Consider the following 23,732-nt stretch of genomic DNA (forward strand, 5'->3'; position numbering starts at 1 on the left):
ATGACCACCACGACGGAGCTCTCCGCCACCACCCTCCTGCGGTTCGCCACCGCCGGTTCGGTCGACGACGGCAAGTCCACGCTCGTCGGACGGCTCCTGCACGACTCCAAGTCGGTCCTGGCGGACCAGCTGGAGGCCGTCGAGCGCGTCTCGGCGAGCCGCGGCCAGGAGGGCCCGGACCTCGCGCTGCTGACGGACGGCCTGCGCGCCGAGCGCGAGCAGGGCATCACCATCGACGTGGCCTACCGCTACTTCGCCACACCGCGCCGCCGGTTCATCCTGGCCGACACGCCCGGCCATGTGCAGTACACCCGCAACATGGTGACGGGTGCCTCCACGGCCGAGCTGACGGTGATCCTGGTCGACGCCCGCAACGGCGTCGTCGAGCAGACCCGCCGCCACGCCGCGATCGCCGCCCTGCTCCGGGTGCCCCACGTGGTCCTCGCCGTCAACAAGATGGACCTGGTCGACCACCAGGAGTCCGTGTTCGCCGCGATCGCCGAGGAGTTCACGGCGTACGCGCTCGAGCTGGGCGTCCCGGAGGTCACGGCGATCCCGATCTCGGCGCTCGCCGGCGACAACGTGGTGGAGCCGTCCGCGAACATGGACTGGTACGGCGGCCCGACCGTCCTGGAGCACCTGGAGACCGTCCCGGTCAGCCACGACCTGGCGCACTGCCACGCCCGGCTGCCCGTGCAGTACGTGATCCGGCCGGGGACCGCCGAGCACCCGGACTACCGGGGCTACGCGGGCCAGATCGCGGCGGGTACCTTCCGCGTCGGCGACCCGGTCACCGTGCTGCCCTCCGGCCGTACGACGAAGATCTCCGGCATCGACCTGCTGGGCAAGCCGGTCTCCGTGGCGTGGACGACGCAGTCGGTGACCGTCCTGCTGGAGGACGACATCGACGTCTCGCGCGGGGACCTGATCGTGCCGAGCAAGGACGCGCCGGCCACCACGCAGGACGTGGAGGCGACCGTCTGCCATGTCGCCGACCAGCCGCTGACCGTCGGCCACCGCGTGCTGCTCAAGCACGGCACCCGCACGGTCAAGGCGATCGTCAAGGACATCCCGTCCCGTCTCACGCTCGACGACCTGTCCCTGCACCCGCACCCGGGACAGCTCGTCGCCAACGACATCGGCCGAGTGAAGATCCGTACCGCCGAGCCGCTGCCGGTCGACTCCTACGCCGACTCGCGCCGCACCGGCTCCTTCATCCTGATCGACCCGGCGGACGGCACCACACTCACCGCGGGCATGGTCGGCGAGTCGTTCGCCTCGCCGGAGCCCGTCAAGGACGAGGCCGACGACGGTTGGGACTTCTGAGCATGAGGACGACCGACTTCTACTCGACGTTCGCGAAGGAGGGCGGCCGCGTCGGCAGCGGCGCCCTCGGGAGCGGGCAGGGCGGAGTGGCGCGATGTGCGGGATGACGTACGCGCACCGCTCGCGCGCCCTGTCCCCCCACCCGACGTCCCGGTTGCGACGAAGACCTGCCGACCTCCCGGCCACGACCTGAAGGAACGTGACCGCCGGGCCAACGAGAGGAACGCCTCCCGTGCCTGCCAACCTTCCCCCTTCTCGGCTTCGCCCGAACGAGGGCGCCCCCGGCTCCCTCCTGCGCCGCGGCCTCGCCGTGGCCGTCGCACTGCCCCTGCTGACGCTCGCCGCCTGCGGCTACGGGTCCCAGGCCAAGGACGACACGTCCAACCAGAACGTCGCCGCCGGGTCCAAGAAGATCGACGGTCTTGACTCCGTGAAGATCGGCTACTTCGGCAACCTCACCCACGCGACCGCGCTCGTCGGCCGTGAACAGGGCATCTTCCAGAAGGAGCTCGGCGCCACCAAGGCCCAGTACGCGACCTTCAACGCCGGCCCCTCCGAGATCGAGGCGCTCAACTCCGGCTCGATCGACATCGGCTGGATCGGCCCGTCCCCGGCGATCAACGGCTACACCAAGTCCGACGGCAAGAACCTGCGGATCGTCGCCGGTTCGGCGTCGGGCGGCGTGAAGCTGGTCGTCGACCCGAAGAAGGTCACGTCCCTCAAGGACGTCAAGGGCAAGAGGATCGCGACGCCTCAGCTCGGCAACACGCAGGACGTGGCGTTCCTCAACTGGATCGCGGACCAGGGCTGGAAGGTCGACTCGCAGAGCGGCAAGGGTGACGTCACCGTCGTCCGCAGCGACAACAAGGTCACCCCGGACGCCTTCAGGACCGGTTCCGTCGACGGCGCCTGGGTGCCCGAGCCGACCGCCTCCAGGCTGGTCGCCGAGGGCGGCAAGGTGCTGCTGGACGAAGCGTCGCTGTGGCCGGACAAGAAGTTCGTGATCACGAACATCATCGTGTCGCAGAACTTCCTCAAGGCGCACCCGAAGGCTGTCGAGGCGGTGCTGAAGGCCTCGGTCGAGACCAACAAGTGGATCAACGCCAATTCCGACGCGGCGAAGGCCGCGGCGAACAAGCAGCTGGCGGCGGACTCCGGCAAGGCGCTGCCGGTGAAGGTCCTGGACCCGGCGTGGAAGTCGATCCAGCTCACCAACGACCCGCTGGCTTCCACCCTGAACACCGAGGCGCAGCACGCGGTCAAGGCGGGTCTGCTGAAGCAGCCCGACCTCAAGGGCATCTACGACCTCACGATCCTCAACAAGGTCCTCAAGGCAGCGGGCGAGAGCACGGTCGACGACGCCGGTCTCGGCGCCGGCTGACCGAACCCACGACGAGTTCCCAGGAGGTGACGACCATGGCCACGACCCTCGCCAAGGCCGACGAGTCGGTCCAGCACGCGGCTCGCCTTGAGCATGTCTCGAAGTCCTTCGCGGGACCGGGAGGGCAGCAGCTCGTCCTGGACGACATCAGCCTCGATGTCGCACCGGGCGAGTTCGTCACCCTCCTGGGGGCCTCGGGCTGCGGCAAGTCCACACTGCTGAACCTGGTGGCGGGCCTGGACAGGCCCAGCGCCGGCTCCATCACGACGGACGGCCGCCCGGCCCTCATGTTCCAGGAGCACGCCCTGTTCCCGTGGCTGACCGCGGGCAAGAACATCGAACTCGCCCTCAGGCTCCGGGGGCTTGCCAAGTCCGAGCGGCGCGGCAAGGCCGAGGAACTGCTCGAACTTGTCCGGCTGAAGGGCGCGTACGGCAAGCGCGTGCACGAGCTGTCCGGCGGTATGCGGCAGCGCGTGGCGCTGGCCCGGGCACTGGCGCAGGAGAGCAGCCTGCTGCTGATGGACGAGCCGTTCGCGGCTCTCGACGCCATCACCCGGGATGTGCTGCACGACGAGCTGACCCGGATCTGGCAGGAGACGGGGCTGTCCGTCCTGTTCGTCACGCACAACGTGCGCGAGGCGGTGCGGCTCGCGCAGCGCGTGGTCCTGCTGTCCTCACGCCCGGGTCGCGTGGCCCGTGAGTGGACGGTCGGCATTCCGCAGCCGCGCCGCATCGAGGACGCGCCGGTGGCGGAACTGTCCATCGAGATCACCGAAGTACTGCGGGGGGAGATCCGGCGCCATGGCCAGCACTGAGACGAAGACGGCGCAGGACGCCGCAAGCGTAGAGGCGGGCCTCGACGCGCTGGAGGCAGCGGCCGTGCGCCGTCCGCCGTTCCGGCAGACATTGGTGAGCAAGATCCTGCCGCCCGTGATCGCGATCGCGGTGGTCCTCGTGGTCTGGCAGGGCCTGATATCGCTCAAGATCGTCACCGATCCCACCAAGCTGCCCGCGCCGTCCGCGGTGTGGCACGCGGTACGGGACGCGTGGCTGAGGGGCGAGTTGCTCGGCTACATCTGGACCAGCGTCTCGCGCGGTCTGCTGGGCTTCCTGTTCGCCCTGGGCATCGGGACCCCGCTGGGTCTGCTGGTGGCCCGGGTGCGGTTCGTGCGCGCGGCGCTGCACCCGATCCTGTCCGGACTGCAGTCGCTGCCGTCGGTGGCCTGGGTGCCGCCGGCCGTGATCTGGCTGGGTCTGAACAACTCGATGATGTACGCGGTGATCCTGCTCGGCGCGGTGCCGTCGATCGCCAACGGGCTGGTTTCCGGGGTCGACCAGGTGCCGCCGCTGTTCCTGCGGGCGGGCCGGACGATGGGGGCGACGGGCCTGAAGGGCACCTGGCACATCGTGCTGCCGGCCGCGCTGCCCGGCTATGTCGCGGGCCTGAAGCAGGGCTGGGCGTTCGCGTGGCGCTCGCTGATGGCCGCGGAGATCATCGCGTCCTTCCCGGACCTCGGTGTCGGCCTCGGCCAGTTGCTGGAGAACGGCCGCAACGCCAGCGACATGGCCATGGTCTTCGAGGCCATCCTGCTCATCCTGATCGTCGGCATCGCCATCGACCTGCTGATCTTCAGCCCGCTGGAGCGGTGGGTGCTGCGCAGCCGCGGTCTCCTCGTCAAGGGCTGATGTCCCATGCCCCAGAAGCCGGTTGACCCCGTCCTGCTCGTCATCGCCCACGGCAGCCGCGATCCGCGGCATGCCGCCACCGTCCACGCCCTCGTGCGGCGGGTGCGGTCGCTGCGGCCCGGGCCCCGGGTGGAGATCGGCTTCCTGGACTTCAACGTGCCGTCCGTGCACGGGGTGCTGGAGTCCCTGGCGGCGGAGGGAGTACGGGACGTGGTGGCCCTCCCCCTCCTGCTGACCCGGGCCTTCCACGCGAAGGCGGACATCCCGGCGGTCCTGCGCGAGGCGCCGCCACGGCTGCGGATCCGGCAGGCGGACGTGCTGGGCCCCTCACCGCTCCTGTGGGCCGCCCTGGAGCGGCGGTTGTACGAGGCGGGGCTGACCCCCGCCGACAAGTCCTCGACCGGGGTCGTGCTGGCCTCGGCGGGGTCCACGGACCCGGAGGCGATCGCAGTGATCGCTGATATCGCGCGGGAGTGGCGGCACACCGGTTGGTGCGCCGTGCGGCCTGCGTTCGCCTCCGCATCCCTTCCCCGCACCGAGGACGCGGTGCGCGAGTTGCGGGCGGCCGGCTGCGCCCGGGTGGCCGTGGCACCGTACGTGCTGGCTCCCGGCTTCCTGCCGGACCGCATCGCGCGGGGCGCCGCCGAAGCGGACGTCCTGGCGGAGGTCCTGGGACCTGCGCCGGAGGTGGCGCGGGTCGTGGTGGAACGCTATGACCAGGCCCGGTTGCCGCTGCTCACGGCGCTCGGTGCGTGACGGTCAGGCCGTGGTGCTCGCCGTCAGCCCCTTTCGCCCACCTGTCGGCTCATTCATCGGAGCAACGTTCCGCTGTCTGGCCATGATTCAGTCGAAGGACAAGCCTCCCGTACGGGTCCGCTTGAGCTCGAAGAAGTCGGGGTGGCTGGCCAGGACCCGGAAGCTGTCGAAGAGTTCGGCCGCCTCGCCGCCGCGCGGGACGGCCCGCAGTACTGGACCGAACCACACCGTTCCATCGACATGGACGGTGGGCGTACCCACATAGCCGCCCGACTCGGGCTCGACGCCGGCCTCGTGGCTGCGGCGCACCGCGTCGTCGTAGGACGGGTCGTGCGCGACAGCGGCGAGGTCGGCCGGGAGGCCGAGTTCGGCGAGCGACTCGGCGATCACGGCGTCGAAGTCCCCCGCCTTGCGCTCGTGGATCCGGGTGCCGAAGGCGGTGTAGAGGTCCCGGAGCACCTTCTCCCCGTGCCGCTCGCCAGCGGCCACCGCGACCCGCACCGGGCCGATCGACTTGTCGACCAACGTCCGGTACCACTGCGGGAGTTCGTTGCCGATGTTGTGCAGGTACAGGCTCATCGCGTGGAAGCGGAGGTCGAGCGGACGCGCGCGCTCGACCTCCAGCAGCCAGCGGGAGGTGATCCAGGCGAAGGGGCACGCCGGGTCGAAGTAGAAGTCGACCCGGATGGGAGAGGTGTTCGGCATGCCGCCCACGCTAGTCACCGAATGGAACACGGTCTTGACCCAATCGGTGACTGTCTCAGTGCTCCACTTCGCCTGCCGCGCCCTGCCGCGGATCACGTCCGCTCGCCGCCAGCGCCCGCTCGAACACAGGTGCGTCGTCCGGGACGGCGATCGGATCGGCGAAGCCGTCGTACTGGCGGTAGAGGTCGCCATGGGTCTCGACCACATCCAGGACCAGCCGGGCCGCGCCCTCCGAGATCCGGTACTCCTGGCCGGTGGCCGTCGCCACGTCCCAGCCGTGGACGGCCATCTCCTTGACGATCACCCGCGCCAGCTCGTCGGCAGGCATCGTCGCCATGCCCAGGTCGACCTCGCCCTCCCAGACGGCGGGGTCGTCCCAGGCGGCCACGGCGCGGTCGAGCTGATCGGCGTACGCCTGCGCCCAGCCGGGGTCCGCGGTGAAGTCACGCGCGGTCAGCTCCTCGGACAGCGGCTTGCGCAGGGCGCGGTGCTCCAGGCCGTGCGAGGTGTAGAGGACCCAGTGGTTCACCAGGGTGCGGACGTCCCAGGGGGGACAGTGGGTGGGTGCGGGCAGTCGCTCCGCCCTGACGCCACGGGCCACCCGGGCGGCTTCGGCGGCGCATTCGACCAGGTAGGGGTGCACGTTCTCGTACGGATCGCTCATGCCTCAACGCTAGGAACGGCCGGGGGGATCCTCTTGAACAAACGCGACGGACCCCTCGGCGGCCGCCACCGCCTCGTCCGCGAGCCGCACCAGCTCCGCGACCGGCAGTGAGCCGGGCGCCCTTCCCTCCCGGGCGAACGCGTTGGCGAGCCGTTGCAGCAGCTCGTTCAGCGGGGTCGGTACGCCGTGCAGACGGCCCAGCAGGACGATCTCGCCGTTGAGGTAGTCGGCCTCGATCGTGCCCGTGCCACGGGTGAGGGACTGCCAGGAGGAACCGCCGCCGCGCTCGGCCCCGTCGAGGGGCACCAGACGGATCCTGCCGCCGCGGACCTCCTTCTGCTCCCGCTCGCTCGTGTACGGGATCCCGGCGGCCCCGAGCACCGCCTCGCCCTCGGCACGCACCCGTGCGTACAGCCGCCGCGCCTCGTCGTCGGCGATCGGTCCACTGACCGCCTCGACGGCGTTGGCGAGGTTGGCCAGCAGCTTGGCGTACTGCCAGCGCGCCACGTCCGGCACGACCGGCGCCTCGAACCGCGCCGTTGCCAGGTCGGCGGCGATCCGGCGGGCGGTCTCGTCGGTGCCGTGCGGATGGCGGCCGATGTGCAGGATGCCGGTGAGCGGGGTGCCGGCCGCGGAGACGACGCCCGGTTCGACGAACGTGGCGGGCAGCCACACACAGACGCCGTACACGCGGCGGAAGTGGCGCAGGGCGAGCCGCTGGCTCTCGACCCCGTTCTGCGCGCAGACCACCGGCAGCCGCTCGCCGGCCGTAGCGCCGCCCGCCACCGCCACCGGCCCCCAGGCCTCCAGCGCGGCCTCGCTGTCCTGTGTCTTGACGGCCAGCACGAGCACGTCGTCCCCGCGCAACGCGCCCAGTGCCTCCGGCCCGTCGACCACAGGCAGCCGGTGGGTGTGCTCGCCGTCCGGGGCGCGGAAGCGCAGTCCTCCCTCCCGCAGCGCCGCGTACTGCGCGCCCCGCGCGACCAGGACCACCTCGTGCCCCGCCCCGGCCAGCCGCGCGCCGATCGCACCGCCGACCGCCCCTGCTCCGATGATGATGTAGCGCATGCCGACGAGCCTCGCACAGCCGCGGGCGACCGCACCGGAGCGGGATCGCGGTCACCCGGATCGGCCCTGCTCCTGGGGGCGCGTGCCTCGGTGGATCACCAGGCCTCGTGGCTGAACGGCGTCCCCCGGTGGAAGGCCGCGCTCAGGCACCGGTCAGCTCCTCCAGTTTGACGACCGTGTTCCAGTTGCGGGTGGTGGCGATCACGCCCCCGCTCAGCCGGGGCCTGGAGAGGTGTTCGGCCAGCTTGGACCGGCCGAGTCCGTCGGGTGCGTAGAGGTAGAGCGCGCGGTCGCCCAGCCGGAACTCCTCCGGCAGGTAAGCGGCCGGGTCGATCTCCGCGAACCGCTCGGCGTCCACGGGCTTCGAGAAGTACGTGACGTGCAGCTGTCTGCCCTCCAGTTCACCGGCCGGGAACGGGCAGGCCTCGCGTACGGCCCTGAGATACGCGTGGTCACGAACGAGCACGTCGACGGGGAAGCCGACGTGCTTCTCGATCGCCTCGGACAGCTCCGCCGCCAAAGACTCCTCGTCGCCGTGGTCGGCCGTGAAGACCGCGTTGCCGCTCTGCAGATAGGTGGCCGCCCCGGTGTGGCCCAGCCCGGTCAGGAGCGTGCGCAGGTCTGCCATGGGCAGCTTCCTGCTGCCGCCCACGTTGATGCCGCGCAGCAGCGCCGCGTACGTCGTCGTCATCCACACACCATAGAGCGGCCGCAGTGCCCGGTGGGGACCGCGGCCACGGCACGCAGACGGCATCCGGCGGCCGCGGACCCTGATCCCGGCCGCCGGGAACCCCGGTAGGTGTAAGGGGTCACGGTCCTCCCAGATGGTGAGGCGATGGAGTCCGTGGGGATGAGCCGGACCGTTCGCGGTTCACCGACGAGCACGACGAGTCGCTCTTACGCCACGCCTACCTTCGAAGCGAACGGTGGCGGCAGGGGGCCGTCACCCGCACAAGAGGGGGCAGCCCGTCATGGGGAATGGAGATACGCGGGTGCGGGGCATCGCCGCCCGGGCCGGCGGCTGGAGCGCCCGGCACCGATGGGCTGCCGTCGGCGTCTGGGTGCTGTTCGTCGTCCTGGCCATGGCCATCGGCTCGGCGGCCGGCCGGGTCGACATCAAGAACAGCCAGGAGCTCAAGGGCGAGACCCGCACGGCCGCCAAGATCATCGAGGACGCCGGGATCAAGCAGCCGGCCGCCGAGACCGTCCTGATCCAGGCCAGGGACGGCCGCACCACCGCCACGGACCCGCGGTTCCGCGCCGCCGTCACCGCGGTCGTACGGGCCGTCGAAGGCACCGGCCGGGTGACGGACGTGACCTCGCCGTACGACACCAGGACCATCTCCCGGGACGGTCACAGTGCCCTCGTGCAGTTCGCCATGCGCGGCGACGCCGACACCGCGGGCAGCCGTGTCGAGCCCGTCCTGAACGCCGTCGCCGGGGTCCAGAAGGAGCATGGGGAACTGCGGATCGAGGAGATCGGCGGCGCCAGCATGCAGAAGACGTTCTCCGACGCGTTCGGCGACGACTTCAAGCAGGCCGAGTACTCCGCGGTGCCGGTGGCGCTCGGCATCCTGCTGATCGCGTTCGGCGCGCTGGTCGCGGCACTGCTGCCGGTCGCGCTGGCGGTCACCGCGATCATGGCCACGATGGGTCTGATGGGCATCGTCAGCCATCTGCAGCCGATGAACGACACCGCCAACTCCGTGATGCTGCTGGTGGGTCTGGCCGTCGGCGTCGACTACTGCCTGTTCTATCTGCGGCGAGAACGCGAGGAGCGGGCGGCCGGGCAGGACCCGGGCACCGCGCTGCGCATCGCGGCCGCGACCAGCGGGCGTGCCGTCATCGTCTCGGGTGTCACCGTGTGCGTCGCGATGGCGGGCATGCTCTTCACCGGTCTCGCCACCTTCGAGGCGATGGGTCTGGCCTCGCTGATGGTCGTGGCGGTCGCCATGGTCGGCTCGGTGACCGTGCTGCCCGCGCTGCTGTCGCTGCTGGGCGAGCGGGTCGAGAAGGGGCGCCTCCCGTTCCTGCACCCGGACAAGAGGCGCGCGCGCAACGCCCGGCGCGGCCGTTCCGCGCAGGAGGGCAGTCGGCTGTGGGGTGCCGTCCTCGAGGTCGTCCTCGCCAAGCCCGCCGTCTCCCTGGTGGTGGCGGCCGGTGCCCTGCTGGCGGTCGCGGCACCCGCGCTGGGCATGAAGACCCAGAACCTCACCCTGGACCAGGAGTTCGGCGACAAGCTGCCCATCGTGGCCACCTACAACCGGGTCAACAACGCCTTCCCCGGAGGCACCGAACCGGCCGCGGTCGTCGTCCGGGCGAAGGACATCAACGCCGCCGACGTGAAGGCCGCCCTCGCCGACTTCCGTACGCGGGCGATCAGTTCGGGCGCCTCGCGCGGACCCGTCGACATCAAGCTGCACGACGCGCAGAACGTGGCCGTGATCTCCGTACCGCTGGTCGGCGGCTCCGACCTGGACAAGGCGGGCAAGAGCCTGGAACTGCTGCGCGACACGGTCCGGCCGGACACGCTCGGCAAGGTCGACGGCGTGCAGGCGCCGATCACCGGGCAGGTCGCGGGCTCGCACGACTTCAACGACCAGCTCGTCGGTTCGGTGGTCCCGGTCTTCGCCTTCGTCGTGGTCTTCGCCTTCCTGCTGATGCTCCTGTCGTTCCGGTCGCTGACCGTGGCGATCACCTCGATCGTGCTGAACCTGCTGTCGGTCGGCGCGGCCTACGGCATCCTGGTCGCCGTCTTCCAGCACGGCTGGGGCGCCTCGCTGGTGGGTGCCCAGGGTGTGGGGGCCATCATCAGCTGGCTGCCGCTGTTCCTGTTCGTCATCCTGTTCGGGCTCTCCATGGACTACCACGTGTTCGTGGTCTCCCGGATCCGTGAGGCGCGTCTGCGGGGCCGCTCGACGAAGGACGCGATCACCCATGGTGTGGTGACCACGGCGGGCGTCGTCACCAGTGCCGCGGTCATCATGGTCGCCGTCTTCGCGATCTTCGGCACGCTGTCCATGCAGTCCATGAAGCAGATGGGCGTGGGCCTCGCCGCCGCGGTGCTCATCGACGCCACGGTCATCCGGGGCGTCCTGCTCCCGGCGGTGATGGCGCTGCTCGGCGAGCACAACTGGTACCTGCCGAAGTGGCTGCACCGCCTGCCCGACCTCACCCACGACGAGTCGGCCCCGGTGGCGACGCCTCCGCCGCCCGCGGTCGAGGCGGAGAGGGCCGGGGTCTGACCTTCCGCCGCGGAAGAGGCACGGGGCCGGGGGCACACCCCGGCCCCGTCGCCGTGTCACACCGCCTACCTGCTCCGACCTGTGCGAATGCGACACTGTGCGGCGGACGGCAGCAACGCGTGAGCACACGGAGGCGCAACGATGGACGAGGCGAGGGCGCGCGACGTACTGGCCGCGGCGGGCGTGCTGCCCGGCGGCCCGGCCGCGGACGCGCGGCTCCTCGCGCTCGGCGAGAACGCGGTGTTCGCCGCCGGTGACCTGGTGGTCAAGGTGGGCCGCGACGCCGAGCTCCTCGATCGCGCCCGGCGGGAGCTGGACATCGCCCTCTGGCTCGCCGAAGCAGGCGTCCCCGCGGTGCGGGCCGCCGACCGCAAGCCGCTGCTGGTGGACGGCCACCCGGTGACGGTGTGGCATCGGCTGCCGGATCCCGTACGCCCCGCCGAACCGCGGGATCTGGCCGAACTGCTGCGGATCGTGCACGCGCTCCCCGCCCCCTCCTTCGCCCTGCCGCCCCGCGAGCTGCTGAGCGGTGTGGAGCGCTGGCTGCGGCTGGCGGGCGACGCGATCGACCCGGCGGACGCCGCGTATCTGCGCGAGCGGCGCGACGGGTTCGCCACCGCGGCTGCCGCGCTGACGCCGCATCTGCCGCCGGGCCCGATCCACGGTGACGCGCTGCCCCGCAATGTGCACATCGGCCCGGACGGCCCGGTCCTGGTCGACCTGGAGACCTTCTCGGCGGACCTGCGCGAGCACGACCTGGTGGTCATGGCCCTCACCCGCGACCGCTACGGGATGGCCGCCGAGGCCTACGGCTCCTTCACCCGGGCCTACGGCTGGGATGTACGCGAGTGGGAGGGCTGCTCCGTGCTGCGCGGGGCGCGCGAGACCGCCAGCTGTGCCTGGGTCGCCCAGCACGCGCCGGGCAACCCCAAGGCGCTCGCCGAGTTCGCGCGACGGGTGGCGTCCCTGCGGGACGGGGACGAGACCGTCCGCTGGTACCCGTTCTGAACCGGCGAAGCCCGGTCCGCTCGGCCTGACACACACTCAGACGGTCTGGCCCGCCCTCTCCCGCAGCGGCCATGTCCCGTCCACCACGGCCTCCGTGTCGCCCTTGCGGCGCAGGAACGCCTGGAGGTCCGCCGCCCAGTCCGCGTACCACTCGATCTGGCGGCGGTGCAGCTCCGCCGGGCCGAGGGCCGCGATCTTGGGGTGGCGGACGGCTATCGCGCCGGTGAGCAGGGCGGCGGCCAGGGCGTCCGCCCCGGCGTCGTGCGCCGCGTCCAGCACGACGCCGTACTCCGCGCAGACCGCTTCCAGATTGCGCTTGCCGCGGCGGTAGCGGTCGGCACGGCGGTCGATCGTGTACGGATCGATGACCGGGGCGGGGTCCGTGCCGCCCAGACGGTCCCGCAGGGACGGCAGTCCATACCGGCGCAACTCGGCGGTCAGCAGCGTCAGGTCGAAGGCCGCGTTGTAGGCGACGACCGGCACGCCCGTCTTCCAGTAGGCCACCAGGACGTCCGCGATGGCGTCGGCGACCCGGTCGGCCGGCCGGCCCTCGGCGGCCGCACGCTCATTGCTGATCCCGTGCACCGCGACCGCGTCCGCCGGAATCTCCACGCCCGGGTCCGCCAGCCACTCACGGCGCCCCAGGGGCTGCCCGTCCCTGACCTCGATCACCGCGCCCGTGACGATGCGCGCCTCGTACGGATCCGTCCCGGTCGTCTCCAGGTCGAAGCCGATCAGCAGCTCTCGGTGCCAGGCCATGGCGGCCCCCCTTCTCGGTGGTGCTTTCCCCCAGTGGTCTCCACCTTCGCATGGGCCACTGACAACCGGAGGAGCGCGTTCCGCTTACCTCTGGGACAGTTCAGGACACCGGCCGCGAATCCGCCCAGGCCATTTCGAACTCCTCGCGGTATGTCGCGAAGAGCCCGCTCTCGTCGGCTTCGTTCGACTTGACGACGCGGTTGCCGTTCCGCAGCACCAGCACCGGCGCCTCCATACCACGGGTGCGGCGCAGATAGGACTGCACGACCGCGATGCCGTCGGATCCGTCCCCGTCCACCAGGTACGCGGTGAAGCGGGGCGTCTCGTCGAAGACCTGGATCTCGAAGGCGCCCGGGTCGCGCAGCTTCGAGCGCACCCGGCGCATGTGCAGGATGTTCGTCTCGACGGCGCGGCTCAGCTCGCCCTTCCTGATGCCGAGTTCCCGCTCGCGCCGCTTGACCGCGCTGGAGGCGGGGTTGAGGAACAGCAGCCGCACCCGGCAGCCCGACTCGGCCAGCCGCACCAGCCGGCGGCCGGAGAAGTTCTGCACGAGCAGGTTGAGGCCGATGCCGATGGCGTCGAGACGGCGGGCACCGCCGAAGATGTCCTCGGCGGGGAACTGCCGCAGCAGCCGCACCCGGTCCGAATGGACGGCGACCACGTCGGCGTAGCGGTCGCCCACCAGGTCCTCGACCGCGTCGACGGGCAGCCGGCGCGCGGAGGGCACGTCACCGCCCGCGCCGAGGATCTCCAGGAGCCGGGCCGAGGCGCGCTCCGCCTGGGCGAGGACGGCCTCCGACAGCGCCCGGTTGCGCGAGACCACGTTCCGGGTCACTTCCAGCTCGTCCAGGGCGAGTTCGACGTCCCGGCGCTCGTCGACGTACGGCTCGAAGCACGGCCAGTGCTGCACCATCAGCTCGCGCAGCTGCGGCAGGGTCAGGAAGCTCAGCACGTTGTCGTCGGCGGGGTCGAGCAGGTACCCCTTGCGGCGGCTGACCTCGCGTACCGCGACCGCGCGCTGCACCCACTCCTGGCCGGCCGGCCCGGCGGCGGCGACCACCCAGTCGTCGCCGTGGACGGGTTCGTAGATGGGGCGGAGAACAGCGGCCACGACCGCGCGCAGCCGCTGTTCGACCAGATTCAGCCAGATGTAGGCCCGCCCCGCCCGCTGGGCGCGCGTACGCACCTCACGCCAGGCATCGGCGTTCCAGTCGAGTTCCGGTCCGATGGATCCCATTTCCATCGGCCGTGCCAGGGACACCGCCCCGGGCGGGACGTCCGCGGAGTTCCCCTCGTGACCCTCGTCACCAGGGGGCAGCTCCAGCCCTCCCGAGCCCACCCGCGCACCGCCTTCCGCTCCCCCGAGCCTCCCCAGGGGCCAGGCCCCAGCCAACGATCAAGGAAGCGTACTCCGGGAGCGCGGCGGGATGCAGCCGGATGGACAGGGTCGCCTCTCAACTTCCCGGTCACGCACGCCCGTTCTGATCGGCGAGGGCAGCCGGAGTGAGCGGATTCATAGCCGTGACGTCGCGCGGGGCGATGGAGAAGCCCTGCCGGTGGACCGGCATGGGCTGCTGGTCCCCGTCGCGCGCGATGTGGTGGAAGGCGACGTCGACCCACACCACCGGGTGGGTGAGGGTCTGTCCGTTGACCCAGGTGCCGACGGACTTGCCCGCTCGGGTGCCGCCGCATGTTCCGTGCGTCGCCCGCGAGTTCCCTGGTGCCCTTCGTGCGGGTGGTCCTGTTGCTCGGCGCCTGGGCGCCCGGGGCGGGCGGGCCGACCTCGGAGTCGTACTGCTCCAGATGGCGGTGCACTGTCTTGCGCACACTTCCCCCTGCTCCCCCTATGGTCCTGGGAGTGGTCTGCCCCTTTGGTTCGCCACACCGCGGCTGCGCCGGTGGCTGTGCATACCGCGGGGCACACTGGTCGGCCGTCAAGAGCTCCGAACAGAATGGGAGTGCGATCAGCTCGCGGCGTCTGGCGCGTGCGATGCACTGTCGGGGAGAACCCGGCTGCAACTCGCCCCCCGGGGCCGGAACAACTGGGAGAGTCATATCCATGCAGGTCTGGCCTGGAGAGGCGTATCCGCTCGGCGCCACGTACGACGGCGCCGGAACCAACTTCGCGGTCTTCTCGGAGGCCGCCGACCGGATCGAGCTGTGTCTTCTGCACGACGACGGCTCGGAGACGGCGGTGGAACTACGGGAGACCGACGCGTTCGTACGGCACGCGTATCTGCCCGGGGTGATGCCGGGGCAGCGGTACGGGTTCAGGGTGCACGGCCCGTACGCGCCCGAGCGGGGGCTGCGCTGCAACTCGGCGAAGCTGCTGCTCGACCCGTACGCGCGCGCCATCAGCGGCACCGTGAAGTGGGGCGAGGAGGTGTACGGCTACCCCTTCGGAGCTCCCGACAAGCGCAACGACCTGGACTCGGCGCCCCACACAATGACGTCCGTGGTGATCAACCCCTACTTCGACTGGGGCGACGACCGCCGACCGCGCACCGAGTACCACCGCACGGTGATCTACGAGGCCCATGTGAAGGGCCTGACGATGCGCCACCCGGCGCTGCCCGAGGAACTGCGCGGCACCTATGCGGCACTGGCCCACCCGGCGATCATCGAGCACCTGACCGAGCTGGGTGTCACCGCACTGGAACTCATGCCCGTACACCAGTTCGTCAATGACCACCGTCTGGCGGACATGGGCCTGAGCAACTACTGGGGCTACAACACGATCGGCTTCTTCGCCCCGCACAACGCGTACGCCTCCTGGGGCGACCGCGGCCAGCAGGTCCTGGAGTTCAAGTCGGCCGTCCGGGCCCTGCACGAGGCCGGTATCGAGGTCATCCTGGACGTCGTCTACAACCACACCGCCGAGGGCAACCACCTCGGCCCGACGCTCTCCTTCAGGGGCCTCGACAACCCCTCGTACTACCGGCTGACGGACGACCCGCGCTACTACATGGACACCACGGGGACCGGTAACTCCCTGCTGATGCGCTCCCCGCACGTCCTGCAACTGATCATGGACTCGTTGCGCTACTGGGTCACCGACATGCACGTGGACGGCTTCCGCTTCGACCTGGCGGCCACGCTGGCACGGCAGTTCCACGAGGTGGACCGGCTGTCGTCGTTCTTCGACCTGGTCCAGCAGGACCCGGTGGTCTCCCAGGTGAAGCTGATCGCCGAGCCGTGGGACGTGGGCGAGGGCGGCTACCAGGTGGGCAACTTCCCGCCGATGTGGACCGAGTGGAACGGCAAGTACCGCGACACCGTACGGGACCTGTGGCGCGGGGAGCCGCGCACGCTGGCCGAGTTCGCCTCCCGGCTGACCGGCTCCTCGGACCTGTACCAGGACGACGGCCGCCGCCCGCTCGCCTCCATCAACTTCGTCACCTGCCACGACGGCTTCACGCTGCACGACCTCGTCTCGTACAACGAGAAGCACAACGAGGACAACGGCGAGGACAACCGCGACGGGGAGAGCCACAACCGGTCCTGGAACTGCGGGGCCGAGGGCGAGACCGACGACCCGGCGGTGCTGGAGCTGCGGGCGCGCCAGATGCGCAACTTCATCGCCACGCTGATGCTCTCCCAGGGTGTGCCGATGCTCAGCCACGGCGACGAGTTCGCGCGGACGCAGCAGGGGAACAACAACGCGTACTGCCAGGACAACGAGCTGTCCTGGGTGCAGTGGCCCGAGGACGGCAGCGATCTGCTGGAGTTCACGCGCGCGATGGTGTGGCTGCGCCGCGACCACCCGGTCTTCCGCCGGCGCCGCTTCTTCCACGGCCGCCCGGTGCAGGGCACGCACGACGAACTGTCCGACATCGCGTGGTTCACGCCTCAGGGCGAGGAGATGGTCCAGCGGGACTGGACGTCGGCGCAGGCGAGCGCGCTGACCGTGTTCCTCAACGGCAACGCGATCTCCGAGCCCGGCCCGCGCGGGGAGCGGATCAACGACGACTCGTTCCTGCTGATGTTCAACGCCTCACCCAGGCCGCTGGAGTTCGTGGTGCCGGTCGACCACGGGCGTCAGTGGCAGGTGGTCGTCGACACGGCCGTCCCTGAGGGGGTGACGCCGGGCACCGGCAACAAGGTCGAGGCCGGGGGCCGGCTGACACTGGTGGACCGGAGCCTGACGGTGCTGCAAAGGCCCGCCTAGGGCGCTTCTGACGGCGCGTCTGTGGCAGGAATCCCGGCGGGGCGGGTACGTAGGTTCTCATGACACCTGAGCGACCCGTCCCGGCGGTGCCCACGGCCACCTACCGGCTCCAGCTGCAGCCGGAGTTCCCGTTCGGCGCGGCGGAGGCGGCCGTGCCGTACCTGGCCGCACTCGGCGTCTCGCATCTGCACCTGTCGCCGGTCCTGGAGGCCGTCCCCGGGTCGAGACACGGCTACGACGTCACCGACCCCACCCGCGTACGGGAGGAGTTGGGCGGCGAGGCCGGGCTGCGCTCCCTGGCGCGCACCGCACGGCGGCACGGGCTGGGCCTGGTCGTGGACATCGTGCCCAACCACATGGCCATGTCCCCGCGACACAACCGCCCCCTGTGGGAGGTGCTGCGCGAGGGTCCGGCGTCGCCGTACGCGCGCTGGTTCGACATCGACTGGGAGGCACAGGGCGGGCAGCTGCTGCTGCCGGTACTGGGGAGCCGGCTCGGCCAGGTGCTGGCGGATCTGAAGGCCGACGGGGACGTGCTGCGCTACCACGACCATGTGTTCCCGCTGCGCGAGGGCACCGGGACGCTGCCGCTGCCGCAGCTGCTCGACGCCCAGTGGTACCGCCCGGTGTGGTGGCGACTGGCCCGTACCGAACTCAACTACCGGCGGTTCTTCAGCATCTCCGAGCTCATCGGGGTGCGCGTGGAGGACCCGGAGGTCTTCGCCGCGACGCACGGCACGCTCCTGCGGCTGCTGGGCGAGGGTGTGATCGACGGCCTGCGCGTGGATCACCCGGACGGCCTGGCCGACCCGGACGCGTATCTGCGCCGTCTGCACGAGGCCACCGGCGGGCGCTGGACGGTCGTCGAGAAGATCCTCGCCGCCGACGAGCACCTGCCCGCCGCCTGGCCGGTCGCGGGCACCACCGGGTACGACGCGCTGCGGCACGTGGACGGGCTCTTCACGGACCCGGCGGCCGCCGCAGAACTGCTCGGCCACTACCGGCGGTTCGCGGCCCCGCCGGGCGACCGCGGCGGCCACTGGACCTCGACCGTGCGGCGCGCCGCGTACACGGTGGTCACGCACGAGCTGGCCACCGAGATGGACCGGCTCACCCGGGTGGCGAGCCGCCTGTGCGCCGCGTCCCCGGACCCCGCCCTCCGTGACCACGCCCCCTGGGCGCTGCGCACCGCGCTGCGGGAACTCCTGGTCCGCCTGGAGGTGTACCGGCCGTACACCTCATCGGACGCCGCCGCGGTGGTCACCGAGGAGGCCGCCGCCGAGGCCCGTGCCACCTTCACGGTGCCCGAGGAGGCGCATGCCGTGACCGTCGTACGGGACCTGTTGCTGGGACGGGCCGGGGACGGGCCCGACCACGCCGAGTTCCGGGCCCGGTTCGCGCAGACCGCGTCGGCGCTGCGCGCCAAGTCCGTCGAGGACACCGCCTTCTACCGCTATGTGCCGCTGCTGTCGGCGAACGAGGTGGGCGGTGAGCCCGGCGCACCGGCCGTCTCCCCGGAGGACTTCCACGGGTATTGCGCGCGCGTCCAGCGCGACTGGCCCGTCACCGGCACCGTGCTGTCGACGCACGACACCAAGCGCAGCGCGGACGTGCGGGCGGCGGTCTCGGTGCTCGGCCAGTGCCCCGACCGCTGGGCCGACGTGCTGGCCGAGGTGACCCGCGCGGGAGACGGCGGACCGGACCCGCACCTGGTCTGGGCGGCCTGGCAGACGTTCTTCGGGCTGGGACAGGCGGCCGAAGAACGCCTATGGGGCGCGCTGCTCAAGCACGTGCGGGAGGCGGGCCTGCACACCACGTGGACCGAACAGGACCCCGCCTACGAGGAGGCGGTGGCGGCCTTCGTCACGGGCGGGCCGTGCGGGGCGCCCGGGCGGCTCGTGACGGAGTTCCGGAAGGCGCTGGCCCCGCACATCCGGGCGAACGTCCTGGGGGCCGCCCTGGTCCATCTGACGATGCCGGGTGTGCCGGACGTCTACCAGGGCACGGAGGGCGAGTACCGGGCGCTGGTGGACCCGGACAACCGGCGGCCGTTCGCGCCGCCGGAGGCGGGGGCGGACACACCGGACACGGCGGCCAAGGTGGAGCTCACCGGGGCCGCGCTGCGGCTGCGCCGACGGCGCCCGGAGGCCTTCGGCGAGTCGGCGACGTACGCACCGCTCGCCGCCGAGGGGCCGGGCGCCGCGCACTGTGTGGCCTTCGTGCGCTCCGGGGAGGTGCTCACGGCGGTGACCCGGCTGTCGCTGCGGCTGGCGGAGGCGGGCGGCTGGCGCGACACGTCCCTCACGCTGCCGCCGGGCCGGTGGGCGGATGTGCTCGCCCCGGAGCGGCGTTTCGAGGGGCACGCGCGCGTGGCGGACCTCTTCGCCCGGCTGCCGGTGGCGCTGCTGGAACGGGCCGACGGGGAGTGACCGGGCTCCGTATCGTGCGCCAGTGGGAGGCAACCGGGAGAAGACCGTCAGGGGGCGTTCGCGAGGCGGGGCGAGGGGGCGCGGCTCAGTGCCGCAGTCCCGGTACCTTCCGGTCCGATTCCCGGTCGGCCAGCGCGAACACCGACCCGGTCCGCGCCGCCAGGTCACATGTGTTCGAGAACGTGCGGCCGTAGTCGACGTGACGGCCTTCCCACTGGCCGCGCGCGGAGACGGTGACGGGCGCGTAGATCATCGGGCAGAAGGCGTCCTTGCGCGGGATGCGGCCGATGTCCCCCCGCGCCGCGTCGAGTTCCGCGCACGCCTGGGCGGCCCGCGCGTGTCCGAGGGGCGGGTTGCACAGCAGCATGGCGCCGCGGATCTCCCTGGAGCGGGTGTCGCCCTGGGTGACGGTCAGATAGAGCCAGTTGCCGGTGGTGACCGGGTGGGGCGCGGCCTGAGCCGGCGTGGTGGTGAGCAGGGCGGCCGCGGCGAGCAGGGCGCCGCGCAGGGCCAGGGTCGTCTTCGTCACTCGGTATGCATCGGCACCGCGGCCCCCGAACTCCAGTCGGAATCACCCGAATGGGAGCGCGCGGGCGCACCCCGCCCGGCGAGTTCGAACGCGGCGAGCACCACACGGGCCTGGTACTCGGCCTGGCGTGCGACCGGGATCCAGCGCGCCCCGTAGCCGTCGTGGTAGTCGGCGCACCACTCGTCGATGAGCCCGTCCAGCTCCGGCAGGACGCCGGACGCCGCGCGCCCGGCGGCCCTGGCGAGCTGGTGCAGCAGTCCGGCGGTGCGCAGCGCGACCCGGCGGCCCGAGATGCCCAGGGCGGTCAGACGGGCGTTGTCGAGCGGCGGCAGCGGCCGCTGCCCGCCGTCGTACCGGTCGGGGTCCCAGGAGTCGGCGAGCCCGGGGCCGACCAGTAAATAGTCGTCGACCGGGGCGAGCATGCGGGCGGCGTCGGACACGGCGGCCAGGTGGGGGCGGATGCGGGCCAGTATGCCCTCCAGGAGGCGGGTGTCGCGCCGCAGCGTCCGGCTGACCGCCCTCAGTTCCATGTGGGCGTCCGGGTGCGGCGAGCCGTCCTCCACGGCCGCCACGCCCCACATGGGCGCCTCCACGACCGCCGTGACGGTGCCGTAGCGGTGCGGGTGGAACCAGGTCGACTCGACCGCGGCCTCCGTGATCGCCGCGGCGAGGTCGCCGCGGCGGGGCGGTGGGATGCGGTAGACCGCGGGCCCGAGGGCCGGCCAGTACAGGGTGTCGTACGGGCCGAGTTCGCGCGGGATGCCGAGCCGGGCCGCGGTCTGGGCGAGCCGCTGGGCCATGCCCGGCAGGTCGCGGGTGAGCTCGACGAAGCCGCCGCCGATGTCGACGCCGTGCAGCGAGCACTGGAAGAAGGGCCGCAGCTCGTCCTGGAGGTCGAGCAGGGCGCGAGTCTCCGGCAGGGCGGCGCGATCCGCGCCGTCGGGCAGCCACTCGGGCTGCTCCCGGAAGCCGGGGCGGAAGAAGTGACGGAAGTAGCGCCCGAGGGTGTAGGGGCCCGACAGCCAGCCCTCGTTGCGGCGGGCGCCGTCGGGGTCGAGGCACAGCAGGAGGTTCCAGGTGGCGTCGGCCCGCTCGCCCAGCCGGGGGTCGGCCAGCGCCCGCTCGGCCAGGCGCAGCGCGGTGACGCCGCCGACCGGCTCGTTGGCGTGGGGTCCGGCGACGACCAGGGCGTGGCGGCTGCCGTGGCCGACCGAGAGCAGCCACAGGGGTGTGCCGCCCCGCGATGTGCCGACGCGGCGCAGCCGGGCGTCGCGCGGACGGCGGGCGACGAGCGCGGCGGCGCGGGCGCCCAGTTCGTCCACGGTCGGGTAGCGGAGGAGCGGCGTCAGGGCACACCTCCGCTCGGTGGTGCCGTCGGTTCACCTGGTGTACACGGTGTACGCACAGTCAGTCACGGCTCGGGGGGTACGTCAACACCGCAAGGCGTCAGGGATGTGGCCCGCGGGGCGGACTCACTCCGACGGTGGAACCGCACCCGGCGGACCGGCTACTCCGCCGCCAGGCGGAACGTCATCGTCCCGAAGCTCACCTGGTCGCCGTCGCGGACGACCGCGGCGCCGATCACGCGCCGGCCGTTGACCGTCGTGCCGTTCGTCGAGCCGAGGTCGCGCAACACCCACAGGCCGCCCTGGCGCCTCAGTTCGGCGTGCACGCGAGAGACCGTCTCATGGCTGAGCCGCAGGCCGCTGGCGGGGTCGCGGCCGATCCGCAGCGCCCAGGGGCTGTCCGGGTGCGGCAGCAGCAGCTTGGGCAGCCGCTCGGCCTGCCAGGCCCGGCGCAGCCGAACGGTGAACCCGGAGACCGCCTCGACGGTCCCGAACACCGCCCGGGACCAGCGTTTTCCGGTGGGCAGATCGGCGGTGAGCGCGGCCAGCTCATGGGGCTGCCGGGCCACCAGCGCGAGCTCCATGCGACGGATGAACGTGTCATGCGACAGGCGCCCCAGAGCGACGCCGTCGCGGAGAACCTTCAGCGCCCTGTCGCGCTCGGCGTCCGAGAGCCGCGCGGGGTAGGTGTGGAACTCGTAGGACGACGTCACGCTGGTGATTGTCGGTCAGTCGGGCGGGAGTGTCCAGAAAACGCGAAGAGGACGGCGGTCGCCGTCAGGGGCGTTCCGCGTGTCAAAAGGGTGGATCCGGAGGCGAATTGATCTCGTTTGACGCACCATGGGACGCGCTACATCACGATGAGCAGACGAGGGGGGAACCGTCCGTGCAGTTCGAGGTGTGGGCACCAGGGGCCGGCCGGGTGACGCTCCACTGCGGCGGCGCCACGCGCGCGTTGGCGCGCGATCCGGAGCGTGTCGGCTGGTGGACGGGGGAAGCGGATGCCGGTGACGGCACGCGGTACGGGTTCGCCGTGGATGACGGACCCGTGCTGCCGGACCCTCGTTCGCGCCGCCAGCCGGACGGGCCGGACGGGCTGAGCGCCGTGGTCGACCACGGACGGTATGCGTGGCGTGCCGCGTGGGCGGGGCGCGAGCTGCCGGGCGCGGTGCTGTACGAGCTGCACACGGGGACGTACACCCGCGAGGGCACGCTGGACGCGGCGGCCGAGCGACTCGGACATCTGGTGGAACTGGGCGTCACACACGTCGAGTTGATGCCGCTGTGCCCGTTCCCGGGGCGGCACGGATGGGGGTACGAGGGTGTCTCCCTGTGGGCGGTGCACGAGCCGTACGGCGGGCCCGAGGCGCTGAAACGGTTCGTCGACCGGGCGCACGAGCTCGGCCTCGGGGTGGTGCTGGACGTCGTCCACAATCATCTCGGTCCCTCGGGGAACCACCTCCCCGCGTTCGGCCCGTACTTCACCGACACGCATCACACGCCCTGGGGCGCGGCCGTGAACCTGGACGCGCCCGGCTCGGACGAGGTGCGCGCCTATCTGATCGGCAGCGCGCTCGCCTGGCTGCGCGACTACCGGCTCGACGGGCTGCGCCTGGACGCGGTGCACGCGCTGTGCGATACACGCGCACTCCACTTCCTGGAGGAGCTGTCGTCGGCGGTGGACGCGCTCGGCGCCGATGTCGGCAGGCCGCTGTTCCTCATCGCCGAGTCGGACCTCGGGGACCCGAGGGTCATCACGCCGCGCACGGAGCACGGCCTCGGCGTGCACGCGCAGTGGAACGACGACTTCCATCACGCGCTGCACGCCGCGCTGACCGGGGAGGCACAGGGCTACTACGAGGACTTCGCCCGCGCCCCCTTCGCGGCCCTCGCCAAGACGCTGACGGGCGGGTTCTTCCACGACGGCACGTACTCGACGTTCCGGGGCCGGCGGCACGGCCGTCCGCTGGACCGCACGCGTGTCTCCGCGCACCGCCTGCTCGGCTACGCCCAGACCCACGACCAGGTCGGCAACCGCGCCCAGGGCGACCGCCTCTCGGCCTCCCTCTCCCCCGGTCTTGCCGCGTGCGCGGCGGCCCTCGTGCTCACCGCGCCGTTCACACCGATGCTGTTCATGGGCGAGGAGTGGGCCGCGGGCACGCCCTGGCAGTTCTTCACCGACCACACCGATCCCGAGCTCGCCGAGGCCGTGCGGCGCGGCAGGCGCCGGGAGTTCGCGGCGCACGGCTGGGCCGAGGAGGACGTGCCCGACCCCCAGGACCCGGCGACCCGTGAACGCTCCTGTCTCGACTGGTCCGAGCCGGAACGCGAGCCCCACGCGCGCGTACTGGCCTGGTACCGGGAGCTGATCGCCCTGCGCCGCGCCCAGCCCGATCTCTCGGATCCCGACCTCGGTGACGTGAAGGTCACCTACGACGAGGACGCGCGCTGGCTCGCCTTCCGCCGTGGGGACGTACGGGTCGTCGTGAACCTCGCCAAGGAGCCGGCGCGGGTCCCCGTCGGTGTGCACGACGCGCGCGTACTGGCCGCGTGGGAGCCCGTGCAGCCACCGGACGAGGACGGGGTGCTGAGCCTGCCGGGCGAGTCGTGCGTGGTGCTGACGCAGGTGTGAGGAGGCGGTCGAGGGAGTCTGCCGACGCCC

General features: G+C 71.9%; 19 protein-coding genes and 1 pseudogene. 10 read left to right on the forward strand and 10 right to left on the reverse strand.

Annotated features, from left to right (window positions below; translation table 11 throughout):
* From ASC56_RS29670 to ASC56_RS29695, 5 genes are all read left to right on the forward strand, one after another.
* Window positions 1–1,326, forward strand: coding sequence for a sulfate adenylyltransferase subunit 1 (locus ASC56_RS29670; protein ID WP_055494651.1), 1,326 nt, complete (start codon window positions 1–3; stop codon window positions 1,324–1,326).
* Window positions 1,327–1,558: 232 nt separating this feature from the next.
* On the forward strand, window positions 1,559–2,707 hold the full coding sequence (locus ASC56_RS29680) for an ABC transporter substrate-binding protein (protein WP_055494653.1): 1,149 nt from the start codon (window positions 1,559–1,561) through the stop codon (window positions 2,705–2,707).
* Between the two features lie 35 nt (window positions 2,708–2,742).
* Entirely contained in the window at window positions 2,743–3,522 is a 780-nt protein-coding gene (locus tag ASC56_RS29685; RefSeq protein WP_055494654.1) for an ABC transporter ATP-binding protein, read from the forward strand.
* Window positions 3,509–4,393 (forward strand): ABC transporter permease, encoded by an 885-nt coding sequence (locus ASC56_RS29690; protein ID WP_055494655.1) that lies wholly within the window; start codon window positions 3,509–3,511, stop codon window positions 4,391–4,393. Before ASC56_RS29685 ends, ASC56_RS29690 begins: the two co-directional genes overlap by 14 nt.
* A 6-nt stretch (window positions 4,394–4,399) precedes the next feature.
* Window positions 4,400–5,149, forward strand: coding sequence for a sirohydrochlorin chelatase (locus ASC56_RS29695; protein WP_055494656.1), 750 nt, complete (start codon window positions 4,400–4,402; stop codon window positions 5,147–5,149).
* An 87-nt stretch (window positions 5,150–5,236) separates the two neighbouring features.
* Here ASC56_RS29695 and ASC56_RS29700 read toward each other — a convergent pair whose 3' ends face one another.
* From ASC56_RS29700 to ASC56_RS29715, 4 genes are all read right to left on the reverse strand, one after another.
* The gene (locus ASC56_RS29700; protein ID WP_055494767.1) at window positions 5,237–5,854 is read right to left on the reverse strand and encodes a DsbA family protein; all 618 of its coding nucleotides are present in this window, start codon (window positions 5,852–5,854) and stop codon (window positions 5,237–5,239) included.
* A 55-nt stretch (window positions 5,855–5,909) separates the two neighbouring features.
* Window positions 5,910–6,518 (reverse strand): TIGR03086 family metal-binding protein, encoded by a 609-nt coding sequence (locus ASC56_RS29705; RefSeq protein WP_055494657.1) that lies wholly within the window; start codon window positions 6,516–6,518, stop codon window positions 5,910–5,912.
* 9 nt (window positions 6,519–6,527) lie between these two features.
* The gene (locus tag ASC56_RS29710) at window positions 6,528–7,586 is read right to left on the reverse strand and encodes a ketopantoate reductase family protein (RefSeq protein ID WP_055494658.1); all 1,059 of its coding nucleotides are present in this window, start codon (window positions 7,584–7,586) and stop codon (window positions 6,528–6,530) included.
* 142 nt (window positions 7,587–7,728) lie between these two features.
* The gene (locus tag ASC56_RS29715; RefSeq protein ID WP_055494659.1) at window positions 7,729–8,277 is read right to left on the reverse strand and encodes a DUF1697 domain-containing protein; all 549 of its coding nucleotides are present in this window, start codon (window positions 8,275–8,277) and stop codon (window positions 7,729–7,731) included.
* A 280-nt stretch (window positions 8,278–8,557) separates the two neighbouring features.
* Between ASC56_RS29715 and ASC56_RS29720 the strand changes: the two genes are divergently transcribed.
* Both ASC56_RS29720 and ASC56_RS29725 read left to right on the forward strand, forming a co-directional pair.
* Window positions 8,558–10,831 (forward strand): MMPL family transporter, encoded by a 2,274-nt coding sequence (locus ASC56_RS29720; RefSeq protein ID WP_055494660.1) that lies wholly within the window; start codon window positions 8,558–8,560, stop codon window positions 10,829–10,831.
* Between the two features lie 141 nt (window positions 10,832–10,972).
* Window positions 10,973–11,839, forward strand: coding sequence for a phosphotransferase enzyme family protein (locus tag ASC56_RS29725; RefSeq protein WP_055494661.1), 867 nt, complete (start codon window positions 10,973–10,975; stop codon window positions 11,837–11,839).
* A gap of 36 nt (window positions 11,840–11,875) precedes the next feature.
* Here ASC56_RS29725 and ASC56_RS29730 read toward each other — a convergent pair whose 3' ends face one another.
* The 3 genes and pseudogenes from ASC56_RS29730 to ASC56_RS38535 form a co-directional block, all read right to left on the reverse strand.
* Window positions 11,876–12,598 carry a 3'-5' exonuclease gene (locus ASC56_RS29730; RefSeq protein ID WP_055494662.1) on the reverse strand — a complete coding sequence of 241 codons (723 nt, stop codon included), beginning with the start codon at window positions 12,596–12,598 and terminating at the stop codon, window positions 11,876–11,878.
* Window positions 12,599–12,698: 100 nt separating this feature from the next.
* Window positions 12,699–13,937, reverse strand: a complete 1,239-nt coding sequence (locus ASC56_RS29735; RefSeq protein ID WP_055494663.1) for an SAV2148 family HEPN domain-containing protein — start codon at window positions 13,935–13,937, stop codon at window positions 12,699–12,701.
* Between the two features lie 127 nt (window positions 13,938–14,064).
* Window positions 14,065–14,401, reverse strand: a pseudogene (locus ASC56_RS38535) (copper amine oxidase); the annotation flags it as partial.
* Window positions 14,402–14,657: 256 nt separating this feature from the next.
* On the opposite strand from ASC56_RS38535, the gene glgX reads away from it, so the two are divergent.
* Together glgX and treY are read left to right on the forward strand one after the other, a co-directional pair.
* Window positions 14,658–16,766 (forward strand): glycogen debranching protein GlgX, encoded by a 2,109-nt coding sequence (gene glgX / locus ASC56_RS29740; RefSeq protein ID WP_055494664.1) that lies wholly within the window; start codon window positions 14,658–14,660, stop codon window positions 16,764–16,766.
* A gap of 59 nt (window positions 16,767–16,825) precedes the next feature.
* Window positions 16,826–19,195 carry a malto-oligosyltrehalose synthase gene (gene treY, locus ASC56_RS29745; protein WP_055494665.1) on the forward strand — a complete coding sequence of 790 codons (2,370 nt, stop codon included), beginning with the start codon at window positions 16,826–16,828 and terminating at the stop codon, window positions 19,193–19,195.
* 85 nt (window positions 19,196–19,280) lie between these two features.
* Here treY and ASC56_RS29750 read toward each other — a convergent pair whose 3' ends face one another.
* The 3 genes from ASC56_RS29750 to ASC56_RS29760 form a co-directional block, all read right to left on the reverse strand.
* Window positions 19,281–19,724 carry an SSI family serine proteinase inhibitor gene (locus ASC56_RS29750; RefSeq protein WP_055494666.1) on the reverse strand — a complete coding sequence of 148 codons (444 nt, stop codon included), beginning with the start codon at window positions 19,722–19,724 and terminating at the stop codon, window positions 19,281–19,283.
* On the reverse strand, window positions 19,721–21,046 hold the full coding sequence (locus tag ASC56_RS29755; RefSeq protein ID WP_055494667.1) for a M14 family zinc carboxypeptidase: 1,326 nt from the start codon (window positions 21,044–21,046) through the stop codon (window positions 19,721–19,723). The genes ASC56_RS29750 and ASC56_RS29755 overlap by 4 nt, the downstream gene beginning before the upstream one ends.
* Window positions 21,047–21,231: 185 nt before the next feature.
* Window positions 21,232–21,783: a DUF1707 and FHA domain-containing protein gene (locus ASC56_RS29760; RefSeq protein ID WP_055494668.1), complete on the reverse strand. Its 552-nt coding sequence runs from the start codon at window positions 21,781–21,783 to the stop codon at window positions 21,232–21,234.
* 173 nt (window positions 21,784–21,956) lie between these two features.
* Here ASC56_RS29760 and treZ point away from each other — a divergent pair, with 173 nt between their 5' ends.
* Entirely contained in the window at window positions 21,957–23,702 is a 1,746-nt protein-coding gene (treZ, locus tag ASC56_RS29765; RefSeq protein WP_055494669.1) for a malto-oligosyltrehalose trehalohydrolase, read from the forward strand.
* The last annotated feature ends 30 nt before the right edge of the window (window positions 23,703–23,732 follow it).

Origin of the sequence: Streptomyces sp. TP-A0356, from assembly GCF_001417775.1 — a bacterium.
Taxonomy (GTDB): domain Bacteria; phylum Actinomycetota; class Actinomycetes; order Streptomycetales; family Streptomycetaceae; genus Streptomyces.

Coding starts and splice junctions, on each gene's coding strand:
- ASC56_RS29670 (WP_055494651.1), top strand. CDS start 1: ATGACCACCACGACGGAGCTCTCCGCCACCACCCTCCTGCGGTTCGCC.
- ASC56_RS29685 (WP_055494654.1), top strand. CDS start 2,743: ATGGCCACGACCCTCGCCAAGGCCGACGAGTCGGTCCAGCACGCGGCT.
- ASC56_RS29690 (WP_055494655.1), top strand. CDS start 3,509: ATGGCCAGCACTGAGACGAAGACGGCGCAGGACGCCGCAAGCGTAGAG.
- ASC56_RS29695 (WP_055494656.1), top strand. CDS start 4,400: ATGCCCCAGAAGCCGGTTGACCCCGTCCTGCTCGTCATCGCCCACGGC.
- ASC56_RS29700 (WP_055494767.1), bottom strand. CDS start 5,854: ATGCCGAACACCTCTCCCATCCGGGTCGACTTCTACTTCGACCCGGCG.
- ASC56_RS29705 (WP_055494657.1), bottom strand. CDS start 6,518: ATGAGCGATCCGTACGAGAACGTGCACCCCTACCTGGTCGAATGCGCC.
- ASC56_RS29710 (WP_055494658.1), bottom strand. CDS start 7,586: ATGCGCTACATCATCATCGGAGCAGGGGCGGTCGGCGGTGCGATCGGC.
- ASC56_RS29715 (WP_055494659.1), bottom strand. CDS start 8,277: ATGACGACGACGTACGCGGCGCTGCTGCGCGGCATCAACGTGGGCGGC.
- ASC56_RS29720 (WP_055494660.1), top strand. CDS start 8,558: ATGGGGAATGGAGATACGCGGGTGCGGGGCATCGCCGCCCGGGCCGGC.
- ASC56_RS29725 (WP_055494661.1), top strand. CDS start 10,973: ATGGACGAGGCGAGGGCGCGCGACGTACTGGCCGCGGCGGGCGTGCTG.
- ASC56_RS29730 (WP_055494662.1), bottom strand. CDS start 12,598: ATGGCCTGGCACCGAGAGCTGCTGATCGGCTTCGACCTGGAGACGACC.
- glgX (WP_055494664.1), top strand. CDS start 14,658: ATGCAGGTCTGGCCTGGAGAGGCGTATCCGCTCGGCGCCACGTACGAC.
- treY (WP_055494665.1), top strand. CDS start 16,826: ATGACACCTGAGCGACCCGTCCCGGCGGTGCCCACGGCCACCTACCGG.